Origin of the sequence: Paraburkholderia elongata (assembly GCF_013177735.1) — a bacterium.
GTDB classification, from domain to species: domain Bacteria; phylum Pseudomonadota; class Gammaproteobacteria; order Burkholderiales; family Burkholderiaceae; genus Paraburkholderia; species Paraburkholderia elongata.
This window is the reverse complement of sequence record NZ_WOEZ01000183.1, coordinates 23295-49944: the sequence shown is the minus strand read 5'-3', so window position 1 is coordinate 49944 and position 26650 is coordinate 23295. Positions and strand designations below refer to the sequence as shown.

The window sequence follows — 26650 nt, the reverse complement described above, 5'->3', positions numbered from 1 at the left end:
ATCACTCACCCGCGCCGCGCCACCATCTCCGAGACCGTCTGCGCGGCCTGCTGCAACGGCTCCAGAAACGCCTTTACCATCTGCTTGGCCGAATTGCGCTGAGCGTTGCCGCTGATATTCATCGCCGCGATCACGCGCCCCTGGCGGTTGCGAATCGGCGCGGACAATGAGATCAGACCGCCTTCCAGCTCCTGGTCGACGATTGCCCATCCCTGGCGGCGCACCTGCGCGATCAGCTTTTTCAGCTCGTCCTTGTCGGTCACCGTGCGCGGCGTGTGCGCGTAGAGCGGGGTCGAACTCAGGGTCGCGTCGAGCGTTTCGTCGTCGAGCGCGGCCAGCAGGACACGGCCCATCGACGTGCAATACGCCGGCAAGCGGCTGCCGATCGACAGGTTGATCGTCATGATTTTGTGAGTCGGCACGCGCAGCACGTAGACGATCTCGGTGCGGTCGAGCACGGCCGCCGAGCAACTCTCGTGAACCTGCGCCGACAGACTTTCCATCACCGGTTCGGCGAGATTCCAGAACGGCATCGAGGTCAGATACGCGAAACCGAGGTCGAGAATCTTCGGCGTGAGGCGGAACAGGCGGCCTTCGGCCTCCACGTAGCCGAGCGTCTGCAGGGTCAGCAGGATGCGGCGTGCGCCGGCGCGTGTCAGGCCCGTGGCGGCGGCGACGTCGGTGAGCGTCTGTTCGGGGCGGGCGGCATTGAACGCACGGATCACCGAGAGGCCTCGCGCGAACGACTGCACATACGAGTCGCCCGGTTTGTCCGAAGCCGGTTCGGCGCTGACGGGAACAGCAGAAGACGGCGGCAGGGCTTTGCTCATGGACCTTGAAAGATGCGTTCGAAGAAGGGCGCGCAGCGCTCGCGCGGTTCAGCTGGGGCGATGCTGTGCAAAGGCGTGACGATAGCTTAAGCCTTCTGTTTCGCCAACTTTGCCCGCTTTTGCTCAAAAACCTCAGGGTTTGCATGGATGCCGTCGAAGTCTCAAATTTGTATGATGACCCGACAACATGATCCATCGGGACATCCGTGTTCGACAAGATTCCTGCCCGCGCGCTGAGCGATACCGTCGCCCAGCAGTTGCTCAAGCAGATCGACAAAGGCACCTTCGCGCGAGGCGGCAAGCTGCCGACCGAGGCGGTGCTGGCGCAGCAGTTCGGCGTGAGCCGCACGGTGATCCGCGAGGCGATTTCGCGGTTGAAGAATGAAGGCGTGGTCGAGCCGCGCCAGGGGAGCGGCGTGTTCATCGCCGCGCATGGCGCGATCCGGCCGCTGCGCATCGACTACGCAGAGGCGGTTGAAGCGGGCTCGGTGCTGCAAATCCTCGCGCTGCGGCGGGCGATTGAAGCGGAAGTTGCCTCGGAAGCCGCCATGCGCCGCAGCGACGCGGACATGATGTCGATCGACGCGGCCCTCGCCAGGATCGACGAAGCGGTGGCCGAAGGCGAGAACGGCGTCGCCGAAGATGTTGCTTTCCACCGCGCAATCGCCGCGGCCACCGGCAATCCGTATTTCCTCAAGACGCTCACCTTCCTGAATCAGTACCTCGAAGCCGGCACCCTGGTCACTCGCCGCAACGAAGCGCTACGCGATGATTTCTCACGTCAGGTGCGCGAAGAGCACGTGGCTATCGTCGCGGCGATCCGGGCAGGCGATCCGATGGCGGCGCGTAACGCGGCGAGCACCCATATGAACAACGCGGCACGGCGGCTCGCGGAAGCGGGTATTTGCTGAGTTGAACTGAGCCGGGCCGGCCTCGATTGGGCCGGGCCGGGGCGCATACAGCTAATCAAGGTAAGAGGTCAGGCATGTCCAGAAATGTCGGCGTTATCGGTCTCGGGGCGATGGGCATGGGTGTCGCGCGCTCGCTGCTGCGCGCGGGCTTTCGGGTCCACGCGTGCGATCTGCGCAGCGAGATCCTGCAAGCGTTCGTTGCGGCAGGCGGTATCGGCTGTGCATCGCCTGCCGAGCTTGGCGCGCAATGCGAGGTGGTCGTCACGCTGGTCGTGAATGCCGCCCAAACCGAAACGGTGCTATTCGGCGCAGAAGGCGCGGTCGCCGCGATGAAACCCGGTTGCGTGGTGATTGCGAGCGCAACCGTGGCGCCGGACTTCGCGATCGAACTCGGCAAGCGCATCGAAGCGGCCGGTTTGCAGATGCTCGACGCGCCGGTGTCCGGCGGCGCGGCGCGTGCCGCGTCCGGCGAAATGACGATGATGACGTCCGGCCCGGACACCACCTACGCCGCGTGCGAGGACGTGCTCGCCGCGATGGCGGGCAAGGTCTATCGGCTGGGCCCGGCGCACGGTGCGGGTTCGAAGGTGAAGATCATCAATCAGTTGCTGGCAGGCGTGCATATCGCCGTGGCCGCCGAGGCGATGGCGCTCGGTTTGCGCGAAGGCGTCGATCCTGATGCGCTGTATGAGGTCATCACGCATAGCGCGGGCAATTCGTGGATGTTCGAGAACCGCGTGCCACATATTCTGAGCGGCGATTACACGCCGCTCTCGGCAGTCGATATTTTCGTGAAGGATCTCGGCCTGGTACTCGATACCGCGCGTGGCTCGAAATTTCCCTTGCCCTTGTCGGCGGCGGCGCATCAGATGTTCATGATGGCGTCGACCGCGGGGCATGGCGGCGAGGACGATGCCGCGGTGATCAAGATTTTCCCCGGCATTCACTTGCCGGCGGCGAAGTAAGCGCGGAGGCTGCCATGACCACGTCGTCCAGACGCGCGCTGATAGGCTGCATCGCCGACGATTTCACCGGCGCCACCGACCTCGCCAACATGCTGGTGCGCGGCGGCATGCGCACGGTGCAGACCATCGGCGTGCCCGCGTCGAACGATGTCGTCGAAGCCGATGCATTGGTCGTCGCGCTGAAATCACGCACGATTCCCGCCGCCGACGCGGTCGCGCAATCGCTCGCCGCGCTCGACTGGTTGCGCGCGCAAGGATGCCGCCAGTTCTTTTTCAAATACTGTTCGACGTTCGATTCGACCGACGCCGGTAATATCGGCCCGGTCGCGGATGCCTTGCTCGACGCATTGTCCGCTGAGGTTGGCGCAACGGCTTTCACGATTGCCTGCCCGGCGTTTCCTGAAAACGGCCGCACGATCTATCGCGGTTATCTGTTTGTCGGCGATACGTTGCTGAACGAATCAGGCATGGAAAACCATCCACTGACGCCGATGCGCGATGCGAATCTCGTGCGCGTGCTCCAACGGCAGACCGGATCGAAGGTTGGCCTGGTGCGTTACGACACAGTGGCGAAAGGCGTGTCGCCCGTACGCGAATCGTTCGATGCACTACGCCGCGACGGCGTGCGAATGGCGATCGCCGATGCCGTATCGGATGCGGATCTCTACGTACTCGGCGAGGCATGTGCCGATCTCACGCTGATTACGGGCGGCTCCGGTATTGCGCTGGGCCTGCCCGCCAACTTTCGTCGCGCCAGTTTGCTTGCGGAAGGCAACGATGCCGCGCAATTGCCGCGCATCGAAGGATTGTCGGCGGTGCTGGCCGGCAGTGCCTCGAAAGCGACCAACGCGCAAGTGGCGGCCTGGCGCGAAACACGGCCCGCGTTCCGTATCGATCCGCTAGCAGCGGCGCGTGGCGAACCGGTGGTCGAGCAGGCGCTGGCCTTTTCACAACCATACCTGGATAAAGCCGAACCCATGCTGATCTACGCCACCGCCACGCCCGACGAAGTCAAAGCGGTGCAACGCGAGCTTGGCGTCAACGAAGCGGGACACCTGGTCGAATCCACGTTGGCGTCGATCGCACGCGGTTTGCGCGAGCGCGGCGTGCGCAAGTTCGTGGTGGCGGGCGGTGAAACCTCGGGCGCCGTGGTGCAGGCGCTCGACGTGAGCACGTTGCGGATCGGCGCGCAAATCGATCCGGGCGTGCCCGCCACCGCAACGACGGACGCCGAGCCGCTTGCGCTCGCATTGAAATCCGGCAATTTCGGCACGGTCGACTTTTTCGAAAAGGCACTGCGTCACCTCGATGGAGCCGCGCAATGACCGGCACGCCTGCATTTCACACGACGAACGAAGCACGAATCCGCGAAGAAATCTGCGTGACCGGTGCGAGTCTCTATCAACGCGGCTATACGGTGGGCAGCGCGGGGAACATCAGCGCGCGCCTCGACGACGGCTGGCTGATCACGCCGACCGACGCCTGCCTCGGCCGGCTCGATCCGGCCGATATCGCCAAGGTCGATGTGGACGGCAATGCGGTGTCCGGCGGCAAGCCATCGAAAACGCTGGCGCTGCATCGGGGCATCTATGCACGCAACGGCGAGGCGCGCGGCATCGTCCACACGCATTCGACGCATCTGGTTGCATTGACGCTCGCCGGCGTATGGCACGACAACGATGTTTTACCGCCGATCACCCCGTACTACGTGATGAAAGTGGGCCACGTCCCCCTGATTCGTTACAAACGACCCGGCGACCCGCAAGTGGCCGAACAGATCGCCGCACTCGCAGACACTGTCCGCGCGGTTTTGCTCGAACGCCTCGGTCCGGTGGTGTGGGAGCGCTCAGTAGCGCATGCGTCGTATGTGCTTGAAGAACTCGAAGAGACCGCGCGGCTGTGGCTGATGACGAACCCGCGGCCCGCGCCACTCGACGATGCGGCGCTCGAAGAACTTCGGAGGGTGTTCTGCGCGCGCTGGTAGACGCCGATAAAAGCAAAGCCAGGTGGCGCTGCCACGCTGGCAGATAGGGACTGACATGCAGGTGATCGACGCAATGGCGACGTGGCTCAATGAGGCGACGCCATCCCATTGCGCGATCGAAATCGTTCCGCCGGAGCTTGCGTCCATTGGATGCTTCCGCGCTGAACCAAACCGTTTCCAAGGAGTTGCCGCCATGCTTCGCTTCGCCGCCAACCTGACCATGATGTACAACGAGCACGCGTTCCTCGACCGTTTCGCCGCTGCGGCAAAAGACGGCTTCAAGGCAGTCGAGTTTCTGTTTCCCTACGATTTTCGTGCCGGAGAAATCAAGGCACGGCTCGAAGCAAACGATTTGACCCAGGCGCTCTTCAACGCGCCACCCGGCGACTGGGCCGCGGGCGAACGCGGCATTGCTTCGCTGCCGGGCCGTGAAGACGAATTTCGCCGCAGCATCGAAACCGCGCTCGATTACACGCGGGTGCTCGGCAATCGCAAGCTGCATGTCATGGCCGGCTTGATCGGCACGGATCAGCCGCGGGCGAAGCATCGCGAGGTGTATCTGAAGAATCTCGCCTATGCTGCCAAGGCCGCGCAAGAGGAGGGCATCACCGTCGTGATCGAGCCGATCAATACGCGCGACATGCCAGGCTTCTTTCTAAACCGCCAGGACGACGCGCAGGCGATTTGCGCGGAAGTGGGCGCGCCGAATCTCAAGGTGCAATTCGACTGCTATCACTGTCAGATCGTCGAAGGCGACCTTGCTGTGAAGCTCAAACGCGATATGACTGGCATCGGCCACATTCAGGTCGCGGGCGTGCCGGAACGCCATGAACCCGATATCGGCGAAGTGAACTACCCGTATCTGTTCGATCTGATCGACACGCTGGGCTATGACGGCTACATCGGTTGCGAATACCGGCCGCGGGCCGGTACATCGGCAGGGCTCGGCTGGCTCAAGCCGTACCTGACCACCGCCCGCTAATAAGGACCAAGCACATCATGAAAGTACTGATTACCGGCGGTGCGGGTTTTCTTGGTCAGCGTCTCGCGCGCGAACTGTTGGCGCGCGGTGCAGTGAAAGATGAGCACGGCAAGCCACAAGCGATTACCGAACTGGTGCTGCTCGACGTGATGCGCGGAAGCGATTTCGGCGACAGCCGCGTGCGTACGGAAGTGGGCGACATCGCCGAGCGCAACGTGCTCGAGAGCGTGATCGACGACAGGACCGCGGCGATCTTCCATCTTGCCGCGATCGTGAGCGGACAGGCCGAGGCGGATTTCGACCTCGGCATGCGCATCAATCTGGACGCGTCGCGCTTGCTGCTTGAAACCTGCCGGCAGCGCGGGCACGCACCGCGAGTGGTGTTCACGAGTTCGGTGGCCGTGTATGGCGGCGATCTGCCCGAGGTCGTGCAGAACGACACGGCGCTGAATCCGCAATCGTCGTACGGCGCGCAGAAGGCGATCGCGGAGTTGTTGCTCAACGATTACACGCGGCGGGGTTTCGTCGACGGCCGGGTGTTGCGGCTGCCCACCATTAGCGTGCGGCCGGGCAAGCCGAATGCGGCAGCGTCGTCGTTCGCAAGCGGCATCATTCGCGAGCCGCTGAACGGCGAAACTGCGGTGTGCCCGGTAGCGGGCACGACGCGCGTGTGGCTGCTGTCGCCGCGCAAGGCGATCGAAAGCCTGATCGCCGGACTCGAGCTCGATGCCGTTGCGCTCGGCAACCAGCGTGTGCTGAATTTGCCGGGGATTTCCGTGAGCGTCGACGAGATGGTGGCGGCGCTACGCGAGGTGGCGGGCGAAGATACGACAAGGCGAATCGTGTGGGCGCCGGATGCCCGGGTGGAGAAGATTGTCGGCAGCTGGCCGGGGCAGTGGGATTCCTCGCGTGCCGAACGGCTCGGGTTGAGCGGCGACCGCAGCTTCGCCGATGTGATTCGCAGCTATATCGCCGACGAAGGTATTCAGATCCGCTAATAGCGCGCGTGCCAAGGTTGGTGTTTCAAGGGCACTGCGGACAGCAGAATGGTCCAATGCCTCGTGCTGGCAGGCGTAAGCGCACTTTTGCCGGCACGAGCGCGCCAATCTTCAGATCTTTTGCATATCCATTGCAGTAGGGCTGCCGGCCTGCGCGTATTCCCTGGTCCGGGGCTGGCTTCGCTTGACATGGTTTCGGCCACACGCCTATTATCGTGTCTAGTTGTTCGATATATGACCGTGTGTTCGTATAAAGAACAAATGGCCGCAATTCCAGGCCCCTTGTTCACCGTCCTGCGCTAAGCTGATCTGAAGTAACGGCTGCCACGCGGCCGTTTCCCATTGTGCTCGGCGAGGTCGACGCTGCATGGCATCGGGCTCGCGCGAGACGCAAGCGGCCCGCGCGACTATCGGATATCCGCTAGCGGCGCAGCGCACGCAGCACACTAACTGGAGACATCACATGACCGAAGCATTCCTGTGCGACGCGATTCGCACCCCCATCGGCCGCTATGCGGGTTCGTTGTCGTCGGTTCGCGCCGACGATCTGGGCGCAGTGCCGCTCAAGGCGCTGATGGAGCGCAATAAAGACGTCGACTGGACCGCGATTGACGACGTGATCTACGGCTGCGCGAACCAGGCCGGAGAAGACAATCGCAACGTCGCGCGCATGTCACTGTTGCTGGCCGGTTTGCCGCAAGGCGTGCCGGGCTCCACGGTGAACCGCCTGTGCGGCTCGGGCATGGACGCCGTCGGCATCGCCGCGCGCGCGATCAAGTCGGGCGAGGCCGCGTTGATGGTGGCCGGCGGTGTCGAAAGCATGAGCCGCGCGCCGTTCGTGATGGGCAAGGCCACCAGCGCGTTTTCGCGCCAGGCCGATATCTTCGACACGACGATCGGCTGGCGTTTCGTGAACCCGTTGATGAAGCAGATGTATGGCGTCGATTCGATGCCCGAGACCGGCGAAAACGTCGCAACCGACTACAAGGTCAGCCGCGCCGATCAGGACGCGTTTGCGCTGCGCAGTCAGCAGAAAGCCGCACGCGCGCAACGCGACGGCACGCTCGCGCAGGAGATCGTCGGCGTGACGATCGCGCAAAAAAAGGGCGATCCGATCACCGTGTTGCAAGACGAACACCCGCGCGAAACCAGCCTTGAAGCGCTGGCCAAACTGAAGGGCGTGGTGCGCGCGGATGGCACGGTCACGGCAGGCAACGCTTCGGGCGTGAACGACGGCGCAGCGGCTTTGCTGCTTGCCAACGAAGAAACCGCGAAACGCTTCGGCCTCACGCCGCGTGCACGCGTGCTGGGTATCGCAACGGCAGGTGTCGCGCCGCGCGTGATGGGCATCGGCCCGGCGCCCGCCACGCAGAAGCTGCTGGCTCGCCTGAACATGACCATTGACCAGTTCGACGTGATCGAACTGAACGAAGCATTCGCCTCGCAAGGTCTTGCTGTGCTGCGCACGCTCGGCGTTGCGGATGACGACGCACGCGTGAATCCGAACGGCGGGGCGATCGCGCTCGGCCACCCGCTCGGCATGAGCGGTGCGCGTCTGGTGACTACCGCGATGTATCAACTGCACCGTACGCAAGGCCGTTTTGCACTGTGCACGATGTGTATCGGCGTCGGTCAAGGTATCGCGATCGCTATCGAACGGGTGTAATGGCTTGGAGTTTGTGCAGGGAAGCGCCGCAGCGTCGTTGATGTTGCGGCTGCGCGTATAGCGCTCCAGTGGCCGCATGATGAACAGCCCCTTCGCTCAGGCGATGGGGCTGTTTTATTTTGCCCACCGCATGGATTCACCGGCTATTGAATTTGCGTTTAATTGGGGCGAATCATTTCTGGGCAAAGGGCTACTGCGTAGATTCGGTCGGCCTGAACAGCGAGATGATTCAAAAGTACGTTCGGTTCCAGGAGAAAGAAGAGACGCATCAAGAGCAGCTTCAATTGGAACCGGGTAAAGGACCTTCTCAGAAGGGCCGCTAGGTGTGCCCCCCTATGGGGGGCCTAACGCGAAACCACGTTCTACGAACGTGGTGATTCACTAAATGAAATCCTGAAGATGTATGCATTCTTGGTGTTAATCGGCATCCTGCAGGCTCAGATCGCCGTAACGCCAGATCGAACAATTTCCCGAGGAGAGCGTAAATGAAGGCAGCGACGATTGGAGCAGCGTTGATGGTAGCGGCTTTCGCCGCAGCGCAACCGGCTTGGGCGCAAGACGCGATGGCCAGTGCCGCGCAGGGCATCGTCAGCGCGGTGCAACCGGTGCATGTGAAGGCGGAGATCGTCGGTATCGATCAGGGCAGCCGCACGCTCACGCTCAAAGGGCCGGCCGGCAACGCGGTGGTCGTGCTGGTGAGCCAGCAAGTCGAAGGCTTTGATCAACTGAAGGTCGGCGATCGGGTGGATGTGCTGTACAAGAATGCGTTGCTGCTGAAGACCGAGAAGGTCACCGGCGCGAATAAGGGCATTCGTGAGCGCGTCGATACGCAGGTGTATGCCCCGGCCTCGGGCGGTTATGAATCCGCGCGTCAGGTCGAAGTGCTCGCCACCGTGCAGAAAATCGATCACAAGAAGCGCCTCGTCACGCTGCGCGGCGCGTATCAGACGCAAACGCTCGAAGCTGGACCGGACGTCGATCTGAAGGGCGTCAAGGTCGGCGATACGATCCACGCGGTATTCGTTTCGGCAGCGGCCGTGCAGGTGACGCCGCAATAAACTGCCCAACACGGCATGCCTGGCTCCTCGGAGCCGGCATGGCTGATCGGCAAACACCCCTCATTGCAGGGGTGTTTGCTTTTCTGTGGTACGAAAGTTCGACCATCGAGCCGCGGGGCACGCTATCGAGCCGCCGGTGCCCCCAGTCCCAACCATGCGAGCCGCGCGAGCCAACGCCTGACGAGACCACGTCTCGCGCGCAGCGCGCAACTCAACGACACGCGCGCGGTGCTTTCGCTATCCGTGCTAAGCCACACTCGTTCGCCGCGTTGCAGCCGAAACGCGTTGCCTGGTTCGAGCCAGTGATCGTAAGGCGAGTTGACGCGCGTGAGCCACAGGCGCGCGCCCTGCACACTGAGCGTGCTGTCGGCACCGACACGCCAAGTCAGCGTTGCGCCTGGCACTACGGAAAAATGTAGCACTACCTTCGGCAGATGCTCATCCTGTTGATGGGCAGACAGACTTGAGTCGTCATCCATGCACTGCGGGCTTGCCTGATCCATCTTGCTCTCCGTCATCGAGCCGGCGGACGGAGGCACCCACAAAACAAAAGGCCCCTTCCGTTACCGGCGGGGCCTTTGGGTCTTGTTTTGCAGATTCAGACTGCTAACGCGCACATGCTCCCAAATGCCTGCCGATCGTGGCATGCATTGTTGGGTTTTTAATCGCGAAGGCGATGGAGGTGTGCGTCAACATGCGGATGAGTGTGCCGTTTTGCCGCATGTCTTGTCAATGAAAAAATGCAGTGGATTCAAGCGACAACGCGAAGCGCGCAGAGTCGATGTGTCTTGCTTGCCTCGACGCTGCGGCGAATCTGTACGGCGAGTGCGCTTCGCAATGCGTAACGCTTGCGTCGGGTTGCGTTGCCGGTACCGTCGCTCTCGCGTTCGGCCAGATAGCGCGCCGGCGGTGCGAGGACGAACCAGCCATTCCAGCGCGCAAGCGCTCCGCATTCGATCGACAGCCGATCGTAGTCCGCGGCCACGCGACGCTTTCTCAGGCAATAACGCCAGTTGGCATAGATATGCGCCTGCTTCGAGACGATGAAGGTGCCGCCCGCATCGAGTGCGGCGGCGACACATTGCGCGAGGTAAATCACCAGCACTTTCGGCCGCAGTCCATACCAGCGTTTGGTGAGCGCGCGAAACAGCTCGCGGCCGTTGACCGAACTGTCCGGACCCTGCACGGAGCCGATGCAAAGACGTGGACGCCGTACTTTGCCGCCGAGATAGGCGAGACTGAACGTGCAGGAGACGATTCGCTGGTCCCGCGCATCGCGGATGCACAAGGTCCAGTCGCCTTCCTTCTGAAACTGTTCGATCGACTCGAGCGACACATGCCAGCGCTCGGCGCCCACGCCGAACGATGCGATCGGCGCCGAGCCGACTGCGGCGATGCGCGCGGCGAGTTGCGGCACGCGTTGCTGTGTCAGCGCGTGATGATCGAGGCTCGCCGTGAGGCGTTCGCGCGGACTGAAGCCGGTATGGAGGAACGGCCGATGCATGCGTTCGAGCGCGGTGGGATGACGTTGCACCAGATCGTGCAAGGGCGAAATGGCGCAGCGTTTGAGCCATACTTGCGTGGAGCGCCACGACATCAGCGAGCGCAGCCACAGGCGCATACGGCGCCAGCGATGAAACACGCTGGTGCCGGGATAGAGTGCATGAGCGGCTTGCTGAATGACCGCAAAGGAGGCAGTGGTTCTCGCGAACCACGGCGAGCGGGCGCGAGCCCCTTCGTTGGAAACAGTCGTCACGGCAGATCCTTTGGCTATTTCAACCGACGGGATGCTAGCCCCGCGGATCGCGCGTCCGTGTCGAAATGCTTGGGCGTTTGTCGAGTTTTGTCGAGCGTGTCGCATGATGTGCGGCGCATCCGCTATGCTGTGCGTCGAGCCAGCTCTTCCGGCCGTTGCCGGCGCGGTCTGCGCAGTGCGGATGTGTACGCAGCGCGGCACCATCGCTTGTTGGCCGTGCACCGCGCTGTACCGTTGCTCGCCGCTATTGAAACAGTCAGCCCTGAACGATTCGTCCCATGCCATTCCGGATCCTGCTTGTCGAAGACGATGACCGCCTGTCCGCGCTGGTTGCCGGTTATCTGCGCAAACACGAATACGAGGTCGAGACCGTGCTGCACGGCAACGACGCCGTGCCGGCCATTCTCAAGCGCCGCCCGGACCTGGTGATTCTCGACGTGAACCTGCCTGGCAAGGACGGTTTCCAGATTTGCCGCGAGGCGCGCGAGCAATTCGACGGCGTGATCATCATGGTGACCGCGCGCGACGAGCAGTTCGACGAAGTACTGGGCCTCGAATTCGGCGCGGACGACTACGTGCACAAGCCTGTCGAGCCACGCGTGCTGCTGGCGCGCATCAAGGCGCAGCTGCGCCGCGTGACCGCGCGCACGCCGGAGGCTGCCCAACCTGAGAGCTACACCTTCGGCAAGTTCGAGATCAGCCGGGCAAGCCGCACGGTCAAGCTCCCGGACGGCAGCCTGCCTGAACTGACATCGGCCGAATTCGATTTGCTGTGGGCATTGGTGAGTTGCGCGGGCGAGGTGGTGAGCCGTGACGAGTTGATGCGGCAACTGCGCGGCATTGAGTTCGACGGCCTCGACCGTACGATCGACGGCGGCATTTCCAAGCTGCGCCGCAAGCTGCATGACGACGCCGGCACCCCGCAGCGCATCAAGACGGTACGCGGCAAGGGCTATCAGTTCAGCAAGCTGGCATGGGATTGAAGGCGCTTGCAGCGGTCGCGGTTGATTTGCGGTTGAGCTGCAGTTGCAGTTGAGATTCGGGTGAGTTGGAGTTGGCGTTGAGTTTCGATTGAGTAATACGTCGAAATATCGGCCGACAAAACTCCACAAACGCGATAGCAAATCGACAGTCATGCGAAGTGGGGATGATTAGCATCGCACGCTTGTGCAACGACAGGCTTATCGATGTCCGCTCGCGTTTCCTCACTTTCCCGCCATGCTGTGTTGATGATTCACGGTTTGGGTGGCACGCGCCATGATTTCGGCGCGCTCGACCGCAAGTTCGAGCAGATCGGTTGCGACGTGCATTTGCCGTCGCTGCCGGGCCACGGCTCGAACCCTGACGCGTTGGGCCGGGTGACGTTGAGCGACTACATGCAACTGCTGAGCCGCACGTATCGCGAACTGGTGACGCGCTACGAGCGAGTGGACGTGGCGGGCATTTCGATGGGGGCATTGCTTGCATTGATTTTGAGCGCGCGCGAGCGCATGACGAACGGGCGCCTGATTCTGCTGTCGCCGCCATTGTTCCTTGACGGCTGGGGCGGTTCACGTCTGCGTCCGTTGCGCTACCTGATGTACTGCGTGCCGGGGCTTCGTCGATTGATTCGCGTACCGGAGGGTGAGCCGTTTGGCATCAAGAACACGCGCATTCGCAACCTGATCCGCCGCCATTTGCAGAAGGGGAGCGGCATCCACTATCCGTACGTGCCGTTAGCGGCGATCGAACAGGTCGACTGGATGCGCTTCGCGGTGAAGCGAGCCTTGGGCCGCGTAACATGCGAGACCTTGGTCATGCATTCGGAGGAGGACGAGGTGACAAGCATCCGCTCCGCGGAATTCGTGTGCGAGCACTTGGGAAGCCGTTCAGTGACCTTCGTGCGCTTGACCGACAGCTACCACATGATCACACTAGACAACGAGCGCGACACGGTAGCGGAGCGAACCCTGGCATTCGTACAGAGGGCGTAAGGGACAAGCGAAAAGGCAGGCTGAAAACCCCAGATCTGAGCGAAGTAAACAACCGGCGGCGCGTTGCAGGAACCGGGCCAAAGTGCCTGCTGGTGTTAAGAAGAGGGCTTCGGCGCGCGCAGCGCCGCCGGAAGAATGATGGCCTTGTCACTAGGGTTGAATGTGCGAGAACACGGATTCCAGATGCACCACTATCCTCTCCAAGCCAGGGGACCCGCTTAAGAATTAGCGGTGTGAAGCCGCTTTCTTTGCTTACTTTCTTTGCGGCGGCAAAGAAAGTAAGTGCCTGCCCCGCACAGGGGCGAACGCTAATAGACCACAACCGCCGCTGAAACTCGAGATAGGGCGCAACGTAATAGCCGAAAGAACTCGACAGCGGTTGCCGCAACTCCGCGTGCAGGTTGATCAGATCGCTGCCGAGCGTCCCGTCCACACGCCCTTCGAGTCCCGACGACGTGACCCACGGGCGGCGATAGCCCAGATGCAGCCGGAAGCCGCCTTCATCCGTCGAGCTGCTCGACAGACCCAGACCGAACAGCAGGAAATTCGGTCCCCACAGCTTCTGCTGCGCGGCGACAATGAGCTTGTGCTCGTCCCCGTTGTCGACGAGTTGCTGGCTCACGCTGTCGAAGTCGCCCGCGGTGGTGAGCGCCAGCAAGTCCTTATTGAGCGCGACCGGATCGTAGACATCGCCGGGTTTGACGTGCAACGCGGCGCGAATGCGTGCCTCGGGTACCGCGCCTTGCGAGGCGATCTCGATCTGCGTGATCCGAACCGGACGCATTGCGGGCGCACCGTGCCGGGCGCGCCACGCGGCGTAGTCGGCGGGCGAGAGCGCCAGATGCTGAAGCTGCGGCATGGCCGCGCGCGTGGCGGCGGCGCCGGCCGCGATCGCCTGGCTTGCGTTGGCGAAATCGGTGAAGCTGAGCGAGCCGAGCGCCGGTTCGATCAGTACGTCACCGGCTTGCAACTGTTCACGTTGCCGTGCAACGTTTTGATGAATCAGAATGCCGATCATCTGTTGCATCACGTCGGCGGGCGAAGCCAGCGCATCCAGCGGCCGCAGCGGCGAGCCGATATCGACGGCGATCACAACGTTCGCGCCCATGTCGCGCGCCGTTTCGATCGGCAGATTGCTGACGATGCCGCCGTCCACCAGCGTGCGCCCGTCGATATCGGCCGGCGCGAACAGGCCGGGCAACGCCATGCTGGCGCGAATTGCCTGCGGCAGCGAACCGTGATCGAGCACTACCTTCTGGCCGGTGCGCAGATCCGTGGCGATCGCGCGATAGGGGATCGGCAGCCGGTCGAACGAAACGTTGCCGGGTACCGCGGACGTCCAGTCCTGCAGCAGCGCTTGCAAGCGATTGCCCTGGACGAGCCCGACCGGCAAGCGGAAGCCATTGGTGCCGTAGCCGAGCGAAAGGCTATTCACATACAGCCGCTCGTCCTCGCGGCGCGATTGCGGCAGATCGGCGCGGTCGGTGACGTCGAACGCGATGTCCGCGAGATCGATTCCCGTGAGGCGGTTTTGCATGTCCTGTGCCGTCATACCGCTCGCGTACAGGCCGCCGACCACCGAGCCCATGCTGGTGGCGGCGATGCAATCGACCGGAATGCGATTTTCGTCGAGCACCTTCAATACGCCGAGGTGGGCATAGCCGCGCGCGCCGCCGCCTGACAGCACGAGACCGACGGAAGGGCGGCCGGCCGGGCCGGCTTCGGCGCTGCACGCAGATTCGGCTGCGTCAGCGGGATGTGCGAAGGCGGTGATCCCACACGCCAGCAGCACCGCGGTGCAGCGCAAACGAAGAACGATAGGCTGGCGCGGCGTGTGCGCCGCAGTTTGTTGTAGTTGTTCGCTCGCCAACGCTCGACTCATCTGTTTTGATGCAGGAAGAAAACCGAGAGATTACATGGTTTTGACCCGGTAAAAACAGGTGATTTCGTGCAAACGCGGGTTTGCGAAAAATCGTAGCCGTAACGCCTGGAGCCTCGCATCAACACGAGGCATCCAGGCGAGGCATCCAGGTGAGGCGTGTCGGAGCCGGGAGTACGGCGCCAAGTCCCGGCGCTAGCGGCGCACCAAAGCACGCACAGCTCTCGCCGCCATCGGATGCCCCATATCCGGCGCAACGAAATGGGCTATTTTGCGCTCGGTGAGGTTGACCGTCACGTAGTCGTTCGGCGCTTTCGTGTTGAGACCGTCGGCCGCCGAGTGATACTCGATACGTAACTGCGTCGCGCTGACGACGATGCGCAGATAACCGTAGTTGGTGTCATCGTAGTTTTCCAGCACGACCTGATCGGCGGTGGCTGAGGCCGCCTGCATGATTTGCGGCGCGCGGATGGCGGGCGCACCCTGTTTGGCGAGCTTGATCAAACCATGTCCGCCGTTGCCGCACACGAGGTAGGGGATCTGCGTGCCGTCCGCATTTCGCGTGCGCGTGAAGCGCTGATAATTGTGGGCATGGCCGGAAAGAAACGCATGCGGCCACACGCCGTTGGCTTCGCAGACTTTGTCGATCTGCGCCAGCATATCGACGCTCGATCCGTGTCCGCCCGCGCTGTACGGCGGATGATGATCCGCGATCAGCAGTGCACCGGTGAACTGCTCGGCTTTGACGCGCTTGAGCGCGGCGTCGAGAAAGTCGAGCTGAGTACTCCCGATTTTCGGGTCCGAAATCACACCGGGATCTTCGAGCGTGTTGCTGTAAATCACCAGCACGCGCACGAACGGCGCCTCGAGAGTGAAGAAGACGCCTGGCTGGATTTGCGCGGTGCGCGACAATCCGCCGGCTTCAGGCGTCACGGCGAAGGTCTGCGCACAAAAATTTCGCAGGAACGCAGTGAGACTCGCGGCGTGCGCTTCCGGCGAAACCATGCCGTCGTGATTGCCGGCGCAGGCGAGGATCGGTGCCGGATAGTCTCGATACGGTTCGTAAAACTGATCGTAGTAGTACTGACCCTCGCCGAAGCTATAGACGACATCGCCGAGTAACAACGCGAACTGCGGCACCTCACTGGCGTTGGCTTCGTTGAAGTCGGCGGTCAATTTGTCGGCCACTTCGTTTTGGGTCGCCGGGCCTTTCGTATTGCCGCAATCTCCTAACGCGTGAAATACCAGTTGTCCGGCGGCTGTGATTCTGTCGATGGCGGCTGTGTTGCCTCCCATGACTTCGGCTAGGGTGAGCTGGGGTTCCACGCCGCCTCTGGGCGCGGGAAACGGCAACGGAAACAGTTTGTGCTCTGCATTGAGCTTGTCGATTTCCTTATAGGCCGCATCGTCCGATGGATGGGGCACGCGAAACACCGTTGGGTCTGCGGTCGGCTGAGGTTGCGCGAACACGGGCTGGTCCAATATTCGCGGACCGAACGGTGTCGCGGTGGCAGTCCCGGCAGGCTGTTTTGCGCCGCTGACGTGCGCAGTGGCCTTCTTGCCAGGTGCGGCGGCCTTGCTGGCCGGCTTTCGTTTGCCTTCTGCTTTCGCCGTGCTTACTTTCGCCTTGGCTTTGGGTTTCGACTCGCGTTTTGTCGACATGTGCGCCTCTTGAAGGAAGAGTAAGCGGGGTGATAAGTGAGCGGCTTGCGCCGTTGCATCCATCGAACCCTAGGACATGCGTATTTTGGAAAAGTGTCGCGGTCGTGTCGAACAGGGCTCGCTGTCGCGTTTGACCCTGCGGGCAGCACGGGCTGGGCCCGGCCCGTAACAATTTATGTCGACCTATGTCACGGCTCGTTCGAATCGCCCGTAAACGCTTGCCCAGCAGGCATCTGTCGCAGTGAAACAGGGTGACATATCTTCGCTGCTGATTAAAACCAGGTGTCCTTCTATAGTCCGTTTGTCGCCACGCCGCAGTGCGCAAAAGTGGCCCGAAATCAAGAAGGACATACCGTGAAAAACTGTTCGTTCGTCGTCCCGGCCACCGCCGCTTCCCCTGCCTCCGTGACGACCGCCGCATCCGTACGCAGCGCGCTGCGCAAGCTCGCGCTCACCGCAACCGTCGCTGTACTCGCGCTCGGCAGCGCTTCGGCTTTCGCCTGGTCGCAGCACGGCACCGCGTACACCTCGCGCGGCACCTACAACGGCGCGCGTTACGGCTCGTGTGGCGGCGGCAGTTGTTCGCATGCTGGCGGCGTGGCCGGCCCCTACGGCGGCGTGGCGACCAACACCGGCACGGTGACCCGTAACGCCCCCGGCCAGTTCTCGAATTCAGGCACGGCGACGGGGCGCTACGGCAACCAGGTCCAGCACGCCGGCGACACCAATTGCGCGGGCGGCACCTGTTCGCATACCGGCACCCTCACGGGACCGGACGGCAAAACAGCCACGACCTCCGGCGATGTGACTAAAACCGCGCCTGGCCAGTATTCGTCGTCAGGGTCGATCACGGGCTCGAACGGCAACACGGTCAACCATTCGGCATCGACCAACTGCGCGGGCGCTTCGTGTTCACGTTCGGGCACGGTGACGGGGTCTGATGGCGGTACCGTCAATCACTCCGGTACGGCCACGCGAGTTGCGCCAGGCGTGGTGACGACGTCGACGAGCACGACGGGGACACACGGCAACACGGTGACGACAAGCGGGACGGTCACGACCACCGGCGTCGTCACGACGGGCAGCACGACGGTCGTGGTTGCGCCGAAGCCGGTTGTTGTCGTACCGCCGCCGGTCGCGTATGTGCCGCCGCCTCCGGTCGTTGTCGTACCGCCGCCGGCTGTGTATGTGCCGCCGCCTCCAGTTGTCTACGTTCCGCCGCCGCCCCCGCCGCCTGCTGTGTATGTCGCACCGCGCGTTGTCTATGTCGCGCCTGCGCCGCGCCCTGTCGTGTGGGTGCCGGGGCACTGGGTGGGCAATGTCTGGGTGCCGGCGCACTGGTCATGAGTGAAAACGTGCGAGTGAGAGCCGGCGATGAGGCCGGGCAAATCGGTTCGTCATGGATGCGCGGGCAGGGAAGTGCGCGGGCGGCGCGGTCGGGTTTCAACGTGGTACGCGCGCGGACGCTATGCAAGGTAAGTGCATTGGCAACGATGATCGTTGCTACAGGCGTAGCGATCGCACTTGGGGAGGGCATCACACAAACCGAAACGCATGCCGTGCACCGAGCGGTTGAATCGCAACAGGACTGTTCGGCGAAATACGCGGCGTTGCTCGACCTCGCCGAATTGGCGAGACGTGATGGCAAGTCGTCGGAGGTTGTGGTGCGGGGGCTGAGCGACGGCGGTGGCGCGATGAGCGAGTGTTTGCCGACCGGCAGGAACGCCGGGGCGGGGTAGACGTGCGAATGGCCCGAGTGGCCATTCGCACTTGTCAAAAGCGTTCTTCCAGAGAAAGAATGCCCTGACCGATGACTAGCCGCTAGCGACCCTGCTGCTGAAGATACTGCCTGACGTCGCTCATGGTCACACTCCCTTTATGGCTCGTATCGATCTGATCAAAGTGCTTGGCGACATAGCCGAGCCCCGCCGTCTGGGCCTGAGTCTTCGTGACCGCCGCGCCATTGCTAAGGGCCGTATTCGCCCCCAGCCGCGCTTCGAGCCGCTGCTGAGCTTCCTGCTGCAGGGCAGTGCCGGTGGACGGCGTGACGGGTGCCGCACGGTTTTGAGGAAAGAACGGACCGTCGACGCCTCTGGCCCCGTTTGGCGGCGTCGCTGGCGCCACCGCTTGCGGCGGTAACGCGTGCGCGCTGCCAATCAGGCAGCCGAGGACGATCAACGGGGAAACACGCCGCAACATATCGAAAAGGGACATGATGACTCGCATTGATTGAGTGAATAGAGTATCGCGAACGAGGCACATCGCGTCAGTTCAGTCAGGGTGCCGTGGCTTGCGCCGTGGCGGTAGCGGTCGGCTCACTGGCGGGGCTTTCGTCGCGCCACGGTGGCGGCAGCGTCCAGAGCGCGAGCGCATCCGGAAGCGGCGTGCCCCGATAGAAGCGCACCAGATCCCGTTTCATCAGCGGACGGGCGACGTCATCCAGATAGATCATATGTCCGCCCTGGAAGAAGTTGACCTGCAAATCCGGATTCAGACCGGGTACCGTTTGCAGCCGCGCAAGTTGCTTCTCGGTATTGAAGAACGGTGTGGCCAGATCATGAAAGCCGTTTTCCGAGAGCACCTTGAGTTGCGGGTTGAGCGTTAACGCGCCCAGCAGATCCGGGATCGTGTCGGGCAGGGGCTTTCCATCATGCGAGAAATCCCACACCTGGATGATGTTGTCGTTCAGCGGCAAATAGGTCGCGTTCGGCGCTGTGTATCCCAGGTAGTCAGGCATCTGCGTTGCTAAAGCCGTGGTGAACGGCTGTGAGATCAGGATGTCAGACGGGTCGCCGTCGTTTTGCAGACGCGGATCCGAATTCGGCAATAACACGCGTCCGTCGTAGCGGCCGATCGTCGTGCCGGGCAGGAGGCTCGTCGAGAACGGGTTGGCGTTGAAGTAGCCCTGCAGCGCCTGCACGGTCAAACTGGATGGCAAGGTCCACGACTGAAGCGTCTTGGCACTGGGAAACACCGGCGTACCCAAGGCGTCCGGTACGCCAAGCTGACTGAGCACCCACGATTGCGAATACCGCCTGAACCGGTTGTATTCAGCCGTGACAAACAGGCTCGCCTGGTATGCGTAAAGGTCCTGATTGAGTGGAGCTGGCGACACCTGGTTGAAGTAGGCTGCGACTGCCGCGTAGCCTGGGAAATAGCCGGCCAACGTATCCGTATCCAATGCCAGCGCGCTCGTCGAGTTTGTAATAGCGACTGCCTCGATCGCATCCGCAAAGTAGTTCAGGATTGCAGACTGAAGAACGATGCCGGTCAAATGCACGCCGGCCGATTCGAGCGCCAATGAGAGCATATCGGTGCGAGGCGTGCCGTACGACTCGCCGTACAGATAAATCGGCGAACTGCTGCGATTGTTGACCGTCAGATAGCGCTCGATAAAGTCGCGCATGATGTTGACGTCTGCGTCGGTCGTCCAGAACTTCTGGTTCGTGTTCGGCAGAATCGCCTCTGAAAGACCTGTTCCCGGCGGGTCGATGAAGACCATGTCCGTGGTGTCGATCAAGCTGTCCTTATTGTCGACGAGCGGATAGTTCGGCCAGTTCCCGAACACGGGGTCGGGCGTGGCTACCCGCGTCGGCGCGAACGACCCCAGTCGCAGCCAGATGGAGGAGGAGCCCGGGCCACCGTTATAGACGAACGTCACAGGTCGCGGCGAGCCGTTCGTACTCGGCGCGGTGTACGCGACATAGGACATCGTGGCTTCGGGGTTGCCGCTCGAATCGGTGGCCGTCAAATGGCCGGTAGTCGTGGTGTAGTTGATCGGCGTCTTGCCTAAGGTCCACTGGTAGTGCATGACCGCGGCCTTCTCCGAGGCCTGAGTCGGCGCGAGGCCATCTGTGGCATTGCCCGAATAGGCGACCGGGTCGACATAGGTTTGATTGCCTGTTGGTGCTTGCGACTGCGCGGCGGCCTGTTGTGCGGTGAGTTGCTGATTCGCGGCAGTCTGCTGCATGCTCACAGCCGTGCCTGAGGAAGAACCGCCGTCCCCTCCGCCGCAACCTCCGAGAAGCATGATCGCGACCGCTAAGGTTCCCGTGCCCGGCAGCCTGCTTTGGCGATGATGGCTATGGCCGGTAAGACGCTCGTCTCGTTTCATCTCTATCCTTGGTGGTGGGTTCAGATACCGTTTCACAAAGGCCGCTCTCGCCGATGGGGATATATCGGAGTTCGAAATATTGATGGTGAATCGTCGGCATGCAGCGGTTGAGACCAACTTACTTCAAAGCGCATAGATTCATATCTCTATGCAGTATGCGTAGAATAACTAAATATCTGATTTGGATATTCCGGTTCTTTTCGGGAGGTGTTTGCGCAATCGGATATTCGTATATTGGCGGCAGATGAAAAATAGGTGACACCACCAGAGTTTGTCAAGGACGTGCCGAATTTCCGTAATGGCAACTTCGGGAGGTTGCACTTGAATTCGTGCGTGAGTCAATCAGTCAGGGGGCAGGTCGGTGTGAGTTAATCGATTATTTATTACGAAGTAAAATGTATTTGTTTGCAAATCGTAATATTTAAATCGTGCCAACGAGCGCAAGTGTTCCGCTCATCCGCCAAGTCGTGAGGCCCTCAAGCTGTTCGAGAAATCGAGCGGGACAAATTTCTACCCTTCGCACGTCTCCATCGCCTCACCGCCGGTGCTGGCGTCAGCTTCCGGCGGACGTTTATTCGGCTTCAGGCAGCACCAGCGGGAACCGGATTTCGAACGTGGTCCCAACGCCTTCGCATGACGAAAAATCGATCTGACCGTTCAACACGCGGCAAAGCTCCTTGACGATCGCGAGGCCGAGGCCCGTGCCGGGAATATCTTCGCCTGCCGCGCGTTCGAATTCGTCGAATACCCGGTCCGCATCCGAAGGTGCAATGCCCACGCCGGTATCCGACACGCGAATCGACCAGTGCTCCGCGCCGATCGTTGCGAAGGCAAGTTCGATCTCGCCGGACTTCGTGTACTTTGTCGCGTTGGAGAGCAGATTGACGGCAATCTGCTTAAGCTTGAGACGATTGGACGTGACAGTGGATAGCGCCGGATCGAACGCCGCGCGCAACTTCAGTCCTTTGGCCTCGATTGCCGGGCGCGAGGAGGCGACGAGTTCATCGTAAAGCTCATGCAGCTCGACCTGTTCGCGTGCAAGTGGGGTGTCGTCGCCGAGCACGACAGAGTACTCGACCATCTGGTCGACGAGCTGTTTCATGTCCGAGGCCTGCCGGTTGGCTAGCGTCAGCGCCACATCGGCTTTTATGGCGGGTGCATCGGGGTGAAGTTTCTACCCCATTATCGCCGCACCCGTGTTTTTTTGGCACCACGCTATTTTATTTTTTGACGCGCTATTTATTTTCGACGTCATATCATCGCACTGTTCTTTTTCGGCAGCGCTCGCACGACGCGCCTGCGTAACCTGTTTGAAAACCATGCTGTAGTCAGTACGCGCCATTCGCAAGTCATTGGTATGCACTGCACGCAATAATCAGCAAACGACATCGACTGTTTCCGCGATTCGCGTGCCACCGGCGTGCGAATGCATTGCCTATCCGTTCGTAGAACTTGTTGGCGGTCAACACGCTTGCCAGTGAGTATCGAACACACACGACCGATTACATCACCACCGCTAAATCACGGAGCCAACAGGTATGAAAAAGTCTCTACTCGTGGTCGCGCTTTCCGGCGCCTTTGCTATTTCGGCGCATGCGCAAAGCAGCGTGACCCTCTATGGTCTTATCGATGCGGGATTGATCTACACGAACAATCAGGGCGGACATAGCAACTGGCAGGAAGTGACCAGCTCGACGCAGAACACGGTCTTCGGCCTCAAGGGTTCGGAGGATCTCGGTGGCGGCTTGCATGCGGTCTTCAAGCTGGAGCAAGGGTTCCTTCTGAATAACGGCGCCCAGGCTTTCTCCGGCGATGGTTTCGGCTCACAGGCTTGGGTCGGTTTGCAAAGCGATCCCTACGGCACCTTGACGTTCGGCCGCCAGTTTGACGTGATGAACGATCTTGTCGGACCGCTCACGGCAGAGTCCAACACGTGGGGCGGCAACATGGCCGCGCATCCGTTCGAAAACGACAACCTTGCTGCGAACTCGGTCGTTGTCAACAATACGGTGAAGTATACGAGCCCGACTTACAGCGGCGTCACGTTCGAAACGATGTATGCCTTCAGCAATAAAGCAGGCAGCTTCGCGAACAACCGCTCATACGGCTTCGGCGTTTCCTATACGCAAGGGCCGATCAATCTTGCCGCCGGATACCTGCAATTCAACAACGCAGGCAGCGCAGGCGGCGCCGTTACCACGGGCGACACCAGTGCGAACTTCCTTGCACAACGCCAGCGTGTCTGGTCGCTTGGCGGTAACTACACGTTCGGACCGGCTACCGTTGGTCTGGTCTGGAGCCATACGCAACTGGACAACGTGTCGGGTGTCTTCTCGTTCGGAACCGGCACTTACCTCGGTGCTGGCGACTCTTCCGCCGGAAGCCTGAGTGGCTCGCTCCGCCTCGACAACTACGAGGCGAACGTAAAGTACGCGCTCACGCCTGCGTTGAGCGTATCGGGCGCGTATACCTACACGCATGGCGCCTATAACGGCTCGTCGCCGGGATGGAATACGGTGATGCTCCAGACCGATTATTCGATCAGCAAGCGCACCGACTTCTATCTTGAAGGCGTCTATCAGAACGTGCACGGTGCACCTGCTGACTCCGTGCTCTCGCATGCCATGATCAACACGCTTTCGCCGTCGTCCTCGAACACGCAAGTGGCGGTCACAGTGGGGATGCGTCACGCGTTCTGATCGGCCTCGCGTTGCGCGACCCGTAATGACGGATGCCTACAGCCTGTCGGCATCCGTCGACGCCGACAGTTTCACGAGTACGATGTTCTTCGCCTGTTACGGCCCACTGCAAATGACCGGCGTATCTATCTAGCTACTTGCCTTCAAGAAATCGACAAATACGCGCAACGGTGCCGGCAAATGACGACGGCCCGGATAGTAAAGAAACGGCCCTGAAAAGCGCTGCCACCACGGCTCCAGGATCGGCTCCAGGGCGCCGCTATCGAGAGGCGCGCGCAGCATGTCCTCGAAAAGGTGAATCACCCCCACGCCTGCGACAGCTGCACTGACGGCAAGGTCGATAGCCGCGCCGGGCCTGACGAGGAGCGGTCCCGACGGATTCAGTTGGACCACCTCGCCGTCACGCTCGAAAAACCAGGTCGGCGTAGCACCGCCGGCGAATTGACCACGCAAGCACGCATGGGAGAGCAGGTCGCGCGGATGCTCGGGTCTGCCATGCGTGTCGAGATACCCCGGCGCCGCGGCTGTAGCGAAACGCTGCACACGTGGACCGATTGGAATCGCGATCATGTCCTGCTCAAGCCGCTCGTCATAGCGAATGCCCGCGTCGCAGCCGATCGACAGCACATCGACGAAACCATCCTCCACCACGACCTCCGCGCGTATGTCGGGATAGGCCTTCAGGAACTGGGGGATGATGGTCGGCAACACGATGCGGGCGGCGCTCGACGGCACGTTGAGTTTGAGTGTGCCGCTCGGCTTGTCCCTGAACCGGTTCAGGACATCCAGCGCGGCTTCCATCTCGCTGAACAAGGGCGTCAGCTTTTCGATCAGACGCAGGCCAGCCTCGGTCGGGGCCACGCTGCGCGTGGTTCGGTTGAGCAAGCGCAACCCGAGCTTCGACTCGAGACGACGCACGGCAATGCTCAGACTGGAGGCGGAGACGCCGCTGATGCGCGCGGCGTCGCGAAAGCCGCCGGCGCGAGCGACCGAAACGAATGCGGCGAGATCGTTGAATTCCATGGCCATTGTTCAAAATGTTTAACAACCCGTGCAATTTAGGCTGGATTATCGAACAACGCAATCCTCGTCATACTGCCGCTCAACCCCTCACCTCACCTCAAGGAGCGCGCTATGTCGAACTTCACCTCCATGGACACCTTTCCGCTGGCTGGCCGCCTAGTGCAACGCATGGGTTATGGCGCCATGCAACTGGCCGGACCCGGCGTATTCGGGCCGCCGAAAGATCGTGACGCAGCGATCGCCGTATTGCGCAAAGCGGTGACGTCGGGCGTCAATCACATCGATACGAGCGACTTCTACGGGCCCCACATCACCAACCAGTTGATTCGCGAAGCACTGCATCCTTATCCGGATGACCTCGTGATCGTCACCAAGGTTGGCGCGGTTCGTGGCAACGACGGTTCGTGGTTGCCGGCGCTCGAGCCGGAGGATATCGAGCGCGGCGTTCACGACAACCTTCGCAATCTAGGTGTCGATGCGCTCGACGTCGTCAATATGCGAATCATGGGCAGCGTGCACGCACCTGCCGAAGGGTCGATTGAAAAGCAGCTCGCGGCGCTTGCCGAACTTCAACAGCGAGGGCTGGTTCGCCATATCGGTTTGAGCAACGTGACCGCGGCCCAGGTCGCCGAGGCACAAGGCATCGCGGAGATCGTCTGCGTACAGAATCATTACAACCTGGTTCACCGGGAAGACGATGCTCTGGTCGATGAACTGGCAGGGAAGGGGATCGCGTATGTACCGTTCTTCCCGCTTGGCGGATTCACGCCGATCCAGTCGTCAGCGCTGTCCACGATCGCGCAAACGATCGGCGCGACGCCGATGCAGGTGGCGCTCGCCTGGCTTCTGCATCGCGCGCCTAACATTCTGCTGATTCCGGGCACTTCGTCGCTTGGGCATTTGCGTGAAAACATGCAGGCGGCACACTTGAGCTTGACTGACGAAGTACGCGCTGAACTGGATACGATTGGCGCTGGGAATGGGAAAGTGTGATCGCACTTATTGGATTGCGCAGAGGACCCGCATCGGGTCAGTGCTATCGACGTCTTTGAGCGGATGAGCCGGCCCGGTAGCGCAGCGCATCGACCAGCACAGCCAGGGCTCGCGAAGATTGACGGCGGCTCGGGTAGTAAAGGTGGTAGCCCGGGAAAGTCGGGCACCAGTCCTTGAGAACCTGCTTGAGTTGCCTGCCGGCGATATACGGTCGCGCCAGATCCTCCGGAATATAGGCAAGACCGCAGCCGGCCAGCGCGGCCTTGAGCATCTGGTTTGTTCCGTTGAACACGAGTTGGCCTTCCACGCGCACTTTCAGTTCGTGACCTGACTTTTCGAACTCCCAGGCATATAGGCCACCGTGGGTCGGCAGCCGGAGATTGATGCAGTTGTGATCGGTCAGGTCCTGTGGGGCCTTGGGCCGCGAACGTTTCGCGAAGTAGGCGGGCGCGCCGACGACCACCATACGCATGTCAGGTGCAATGCGTACCGCGATCATGTCTTTCGCCACCTGATCGCCGAGACGTACGCCAACGTCATATTGCTGCGCGACGATATCGGTCAAGCCGAGGTCGACGATGACCTCGACCTTGATGTCCGGATACTCGGACAGAAGTTGCGTCAGCTTCGGTTGAAGTATCGAGTTCGCCGCATGTTCGTCTGTGGTGATGCGGATGGTGCCGGCGGGCTTATCCCGCAGTTCGCTCAATGCCGCCAGCTCTTCGTCGATCTCATCGAACCGCGGTCCCACGGTGGCCAGCAGCCGCTCGCCGGCCGGCGTAGGCGAGACGCTGCGCGTGGTCCGGGTCAGCAGACGGATATCCAGCCTCGATTCGAGCCCGCGGATGGTGTGGCTCAGCGCCGATTGCGACACGCTCAGTTTTGCCGCGGCTTTGGTAAAGCTGCGTTCGCGCGCGACCGCGAGAAATGCCAGCAGATCGTTCAGGTTTTCGCGTGCCATTCATGAATCTCACTCATAGGTGTTTGCCGATTCTACCGTCTAGTCACCTGTCTCCATAGCCAGTAAATTGAGCGTCTTAGACGATCGAGCCGGCATGGGCGTATGGCGTCCGTACGGCGGATCGCAATCTGTCGATCGCGAGGCAAGTGTTCCAAAGCCGCGACGCTTGACCGGCCGCCTTGAGTCTTTCAACCAT

Annotated in this window: 23 protein-coding genes and 1 pseudogene; 14 read left to right on the top strand and 10 right to left on the bottom strand. The window is 61.5% G+C overall.

The window, feature by feature from the left end; all coding sequences use genetic code 11:
- Positions 1–5: 5 nt before the first annotated feature.
- On the bottom strand, positions 6–830 hold the full coding sequence (locus tag GNZ13_RS31010) for an IclR family transcriptional regulator (RefSeq protein WP_172171695.1): 825 nt from the start codon (positions 828–830) through the stop codon (positions 6–8).
- Between the two features lie 206 nt (positions 831–1036).
- Here GNZ13_RS31010 and GNZ13_RS31005 point away from each other — a divergent pair, with 206 nt between their 5' ends.
- The 8 genes from GNZ13_RS31005 to GNZ13_RS30965 all read left to right on the top strand — a co-directional run bounded on the left by GNZ13_RS31005 (position 1037) and on the right by GNZ13_RS30965 (position 9394).
- Positions 1037–1741, top strand: a complete 705-nt coding sequence (locus tag GNZ13_RS31005; protein WP_172171693.1) for a FadR/GntR family transcriptional regulator — start codon at positions 1037–1039, stop codon at positions 1739–1741.
- A gap of 74 nt (positions 1742–1815) precedes the next feature.
- A complete protein-coding gene (gene ltnD / locus GNZ13_RS31000) occupies positions 1816–2706 on the top strand; it encodes an L-threonate dehydrogenase (RefSeq protein WP_172171691.1) in 891 nt (296 codons plus the stop codon).
- Positions 2707–2720: 14 nt separating this feature from the next.
- The gene (gene otnK, locus GNZ13_RS30995; RefSeq protein WP_172171689.1) at positions 2721–4031 is read left to right on the top strand and encodes a 3-oxo-tetronate kinase; all 1311 of its coding nucleotides are present in this window, start codon (positions 2721–2723) and stop codon (positions 4029–4031) included.
- Entirely contained in the window at positions 4028–4690 is a 663-nt protein-coding gene (gene otnC, locus GNZ13_RS30990; RefSeq protein WP_172171687.1) for a 3-oxo-tetronate 4-phosphate decarboxylase, read from the top strand. The genes otnK and otnC overlap by 4 nt, the downstream gene beginning before the upstream one ends.
- A 193-nt stretch (positions 4691–4883) precedes the next feature.
- Positions 4884–5672, top strand: a complete 789-nt coding sequence (otnI, locus tag GNZ13_RS30985) for a 2-oxo-tetronate isomerase (protein WP_172171685.1) — start codon at positions 4884–4886, stop codon at positions 5670–5672.
- Positions 5673–5689: 17 nt separating this feature from the next.
- Positions 5690–6670 (top strand): D-erythronate dehydrogenase, encoded by a 981-nt coding sequence (denD, locus tag GNZ13_RS30980; protein ID WP_172171683.1) that lies wholly within the window; start codon positions 5690–5692, stop codon positions 6668–6670.
- 463 nt (positions 6671–7133) lie between these two features.
- The gene (gene pcaF / locus GNZ13_RS30975; protein ID WP_172171681.1) at positions 7134–8336 is read left to right on the top strand and encodes a 3-oxoadipyl-CoA thiolase; all 1203 of its coding nucleotides are present in this window, start codon (positions 7134–7136) and stop codon (positions 8334–8336) included.
- Between the two features lie 485 nt (positions 8337–8821).
- Entirely contained in the window at positions 8822–9394 is a 573-nt protein-coding gene (locus tag GNZ13_RS30965; protein WP_172171679.1) for a hypothetical protein, read from the top strand.
- Positions 9395–9516: 122 nt separating this feature from the next.
- Here the strand turns inward: GNZ13_RS30965 and GNZ13_RS30960 are convergent, their stop codons facing one another.
- Together GNZ13_RS30960 and GNZ13_RS30955 are read right to left on the bottom strand one after the other, a co-directional pair.
- Complete coding sequence (locus GNZ13_RS30960) at positions 9517–9897, bottom strand: DUF2917 domain-containing protein (protein ID WP_172171677.1); 381 nt, start codon at positions 9895–9897, stop codon at positions 9517–9519.
- A 248-nt stretch (positions 9898–10145) separates the two neighbouring features.
- A complete protein-coding gene (locus GNZ13_RS30955) occupies positions 10146–11150 on the bottom strand; it encodes a DUF535 family protein (protein WP_172171675.1) in 1005 nt (334 codons plus the stop codon).
- Positions 11151–11428: 278 nt separating this feature from the next.
- Between GNZ13_RS30955 and GNZ13_RS30950 the strand changes: the two genes are divergently transcribed.
- The gene (locus GNZ13_RS30950; protein ID WP_172171673.1) at positions 11429–12133 is read left to right on the top strand and encodes a response regulator; all 705 of its coding nucleotides are present in this window, start codon (positions 11429–11431) and stop codon (positions 12131–12133) included.
- Between the two features lie 204 nt (positions 12134–12337).
- Positions 12338–13123, top strand: coding sequence for an alpha/beta hydrolase (locus tag GNZ13_RS30945; protein WP_172171671.1), 786 nt, complete (start codon positions 12338–12340; stop codon positions 13121–13123).
- On the opposite strand, the gene GNZ13_RS30940 is transcribed toward GNZ13_RS30945, so the two are convergent.
- A complete protein-coding gene (locus GNZ13_RS30940; RefSeq protein ID WP_172171669.1) occupies positions 13059–15005 on the bottom strand; it encodes a patatin-like phospholipase family protein in 1947 nt (648 codons plus the stop codon). The genes GNZ13_RS30945 and GNZ13_RS30940 overlap by 65 nt on opposite strands.
- A gap of 192 nt (positions 15006–15197) precedes the next feature.
- A complete protein-coding gene (locus GNZ13_RS30935) occupies positions 15198–16664 on the bottom strand; it encodes a metallophosphoesterase family protein (RefSeq protein WP_172171667.1) in 1467 nt (488 codons plus the stop codon).
- 354 nt (positions 16665–17018) lie between these two features.
- Between GNZ13_RS30935 and GNZ13_RS30930 the strand changes: the two genes are divergently transcribed.
- Positions 17019–18011, top strand: a complete 993-nt coding sequence (locus GNZ13_RS30930; RefSeq protein WP_172171665.1) for a hypothetical protein — start codon at positions 17019–17021, stop codon at positions 18009–18011.
- Entirely contained in the window at positions 18008–18403 is a 396-nt protein-coding gene (locus tag GNZ13_RS30925) for a hypothetical protein (protein WP_236002265.1), read from the top strand. The genes GNZ13_RS30930 and GNZ13_RS30925 overlap by 4 nt, the downstream gene beginning before the upstream one ends.
- 82 nt (positions 18404–18485) lie before the next feature.
- Here GNZ13_RS30925 and GNZ13_RS30920 read toward each other — a convergent pair whose 3' ends face one another.
- The 3 genes and pseudogenes from GNZ13_RS30920 to GNZ13_RS30910 form a co-directional block, all read right to left on the bottom strand.
- Positions 18486–18878: a 2-oxoglutarate dehydrogenase gene (locus tag GNZ13_RS30920; protein ID WP_236002264.1), complete on the bottom strand. Its 393-nt coding sequence runs from the start codon at positions 18876–18878 to the stop codon at positions 18486–18488.
- Positions 18879–18939: 61 nt separating this feature from the next.
- Entirely contained in the window at positions 18940–20778 is a 1839-nt protein-coding gene (locus tag GNZ13_RS30915) for a S10 family serine carboxypeptidase-like protein (RefSeq protein ID WP_172171661.1), read from the bottom strand.
- Positions 20779–21349: 571 nt separating this feature from the next.
- Positions 21350–21925, bottom strand: a pseudogene (locus GNZ13_RS30910) (sensor histidine kinase); the annotation flags it as partial.
- 391 nt (positions 21926–22316) lie between these two features.
- On the opposite strand from GNZ13_RS30910, the gene GNZ13_RS30905 reads away from it, so the two are divergent.
- On the top strand, positions 22317–23477 hold the full coding sequence (locus GNZ13_RS30905) for a porin (RefSeq protein WP_172171659.1): 1161 nt from the start codon (positions 22317–22319) through the stop codon (positions 23475–23477).
- A gap of 129 nt (positions 23478–23606) precedes the next feature.
- On the opposite strand, the gene GNZ13_RS30900 is transcribed toward GNZ13_RS30905, so the two are convergent.
- On the bottom strand, positions 23607–24500 hold the full coding sequence (locus tag GNZ13_RS30900) for a LysR family transcriptional regulator (protein WP_172171657.1): 894 nt from the start codon (positions 24498–24500) through the stop codon (positions 23607–23609).
- A 111-nt stretch (positions 24501–24611) separates the two neighbouring features.
- Between GNZ13_RS30900 and GNZ13_RS30895 the strand changes: the two genes are divergently transcribed.
- The gene (locus tag GNZ13_RS30895) at positions 24612–25493 is read left to right on the top strand and encodes an aldo/keto reductase family oxidoreductase (protein ID WP_172171655.1); all 882 of its coding nucleotides are present in this window, start codon (positions 24612–24614) and stop codon (positions 25491–25493) included.
- A 43-nt stretch (positions 25494–25536) separates the two neighbouring features.
- On the opposite strand, the gene GNZ13_RS30890 is transcribed toward GNZ13_RS30895, so the two are convergent.
- Positions 25537–26454: a LysR family transcriptional regulator gene (locus GNZ13_RS30890; protein ID WP_172171653.1), complete on the bottom strand. Its 918-nt coding sequence runs from the start codon at positions 26452–26454 to the stop codon at positions 25537–25539.
- Between the last annotated feature and the right edge of the window lie 196 nt (positions 26455–26650).

Excerpts from the sequence above, each read along its gene's own strand:
- GNZ13_RS30900 (WP_172171657.1), bottom strand. The coding sequence starts at position 24,500 with ATGGAATTCAACGATCTCGCCGCATTCGTTTCGGTCGCTCGCGCCGGC.
- GNZ13_RS30950 (WP_172171673.1), top strand. The coding sequence starts at position 11,429 with ATGCCATTCCGGATCCTGCTTGTCGAAGACGATGACCGCCTGTCCGCG.
- GNZ13_RS30965 (WP_172171679.1), top strand. The coding sequence starts at position 8,822 with ATGAAGGCAGCGACGATTGGAGCAGCGTTGATGGTAGCGGCTTTCGCC.
- GNZ13_RS30960 (WP_172171677.1), bottom strand. The coding sequence starts at position 9,897 with ATGGATCAGGCAAGCCCGCAGTGCATGGATGACGACTCAAGTCTGTCT.
- otnI (WP_172171685.1), top strand. The coding sequence starts at position 4,884 with ATGCTTCGCTTCGCCGCCAACCTGACCATGATGTACAACGAGCACGCG.
- GNZ13_RS30915 (WP_172171661.1), bottom strand. The coding sequence starts at position 20,778 with ATGAAACGAGACGAGCGTCTTACCGGCCATAGCCATCATCGCCAAAGC.
- GNZ13_RS30895 (WP_172171655.1), top strand. The coding sequence starts at position 24,612 with ATGTCGAACTTCACCTCCATGGACACCTTTCCGCTGGCTGGCCGCCTA.
- GNZ13_RS30890 (WP_172171653.1), bottom strand. The coding sequence starts at position 26,454 with ATGGCACGCGAAAACCTGAACGATCTGCTGGCATTTCTCGCGGTCGCG.
- GNZ13_RS30935 (WP_172171667.1), bottom strand. The coding sequence starts at position 16,664 with ATGTCGACAAAACGCGAGTCGAAACCCAAAGCCAAGGCGAAAGTAAGC.
- GNZ13_RS30945 (WP_172171671.1), top strand. The coding sequence starts at position 12,338 with ATGTCCGCTCGCGTTTCCTCACTTTCCCGCCATGCTGTGTTGATGATT.
- GNZ13_RS30905 (WP_172171659.1), top strand. The coding sequence starts at position 22,317 with ATGAAAAAGTCTCTACTCGTGGTCGCGCTTTCCGGCGCCTTTGCTATT.
- GNZ13_RS30920 (WP_236002264.1), bottom strand. The coding sequence starts at position 18,878 with ATGTCCCTTTTCGATATGTTGCGGCGTGTTTCCCCGTTGATCGTCCTC.
- ltnD (WP_172171691.1), top strand. The coding sequence starts at position 1,816 with ATGTCCAGAAATGTCGGCGTTATCGGTCTCGGGGCGATGGGCATGGGT.
- pcaF (WP_172171681.1), top strand. The coding sequence starts at position 7,134 with ATGACCGAAGCATTCCTGTGCGACGCGATTCGCACCCCCATCGGCCGC.
- otnK (WP_172171689.1), top strand. The coding sequence starts at position 2,721 with ATGACCACGTCGTCCAGACGCGCGCTGATAGGCTGCATCGCCGACGAT.
- GNZ13_RS30940 (WP_172171669.1), bottom strand. The coding sequence starts at position 15,005 with ATGAGTCGAGCGTTGGCGAGCGAACAACTACAACAAACTGCGGCGCAC.
- GNZ13_RS30925 (WP_236002265.1), top strand. The coding sequence starts at position 18,008 with ATGAGTGAAAACGTGCGAGTGAGAGCCGGCGATGAGGCCGGGCAAATC.
- denD (WP_172171683.1), top strand. The coding sequence starts at position 5,690 with ATGAAAGTACTGATTACCGGCGGTGCGGGTTTTCTTGGTCAGCGTCTC.
- GNZ13_RS31010 (WP_172171695.1), bottom strand. The coding sequence starts at position 830 with ATGAGCAAAGCCCTGCCGCCGTCTTCTGCTGTTCCCGTCAGCGCCGAA.
- otnC (WP_172171687.1), top strand. The coding sequence starts at position 4,028 with ATGACCGGCACGCCTGCATTTCACACGACGAACGAAGCACGAATCCGC.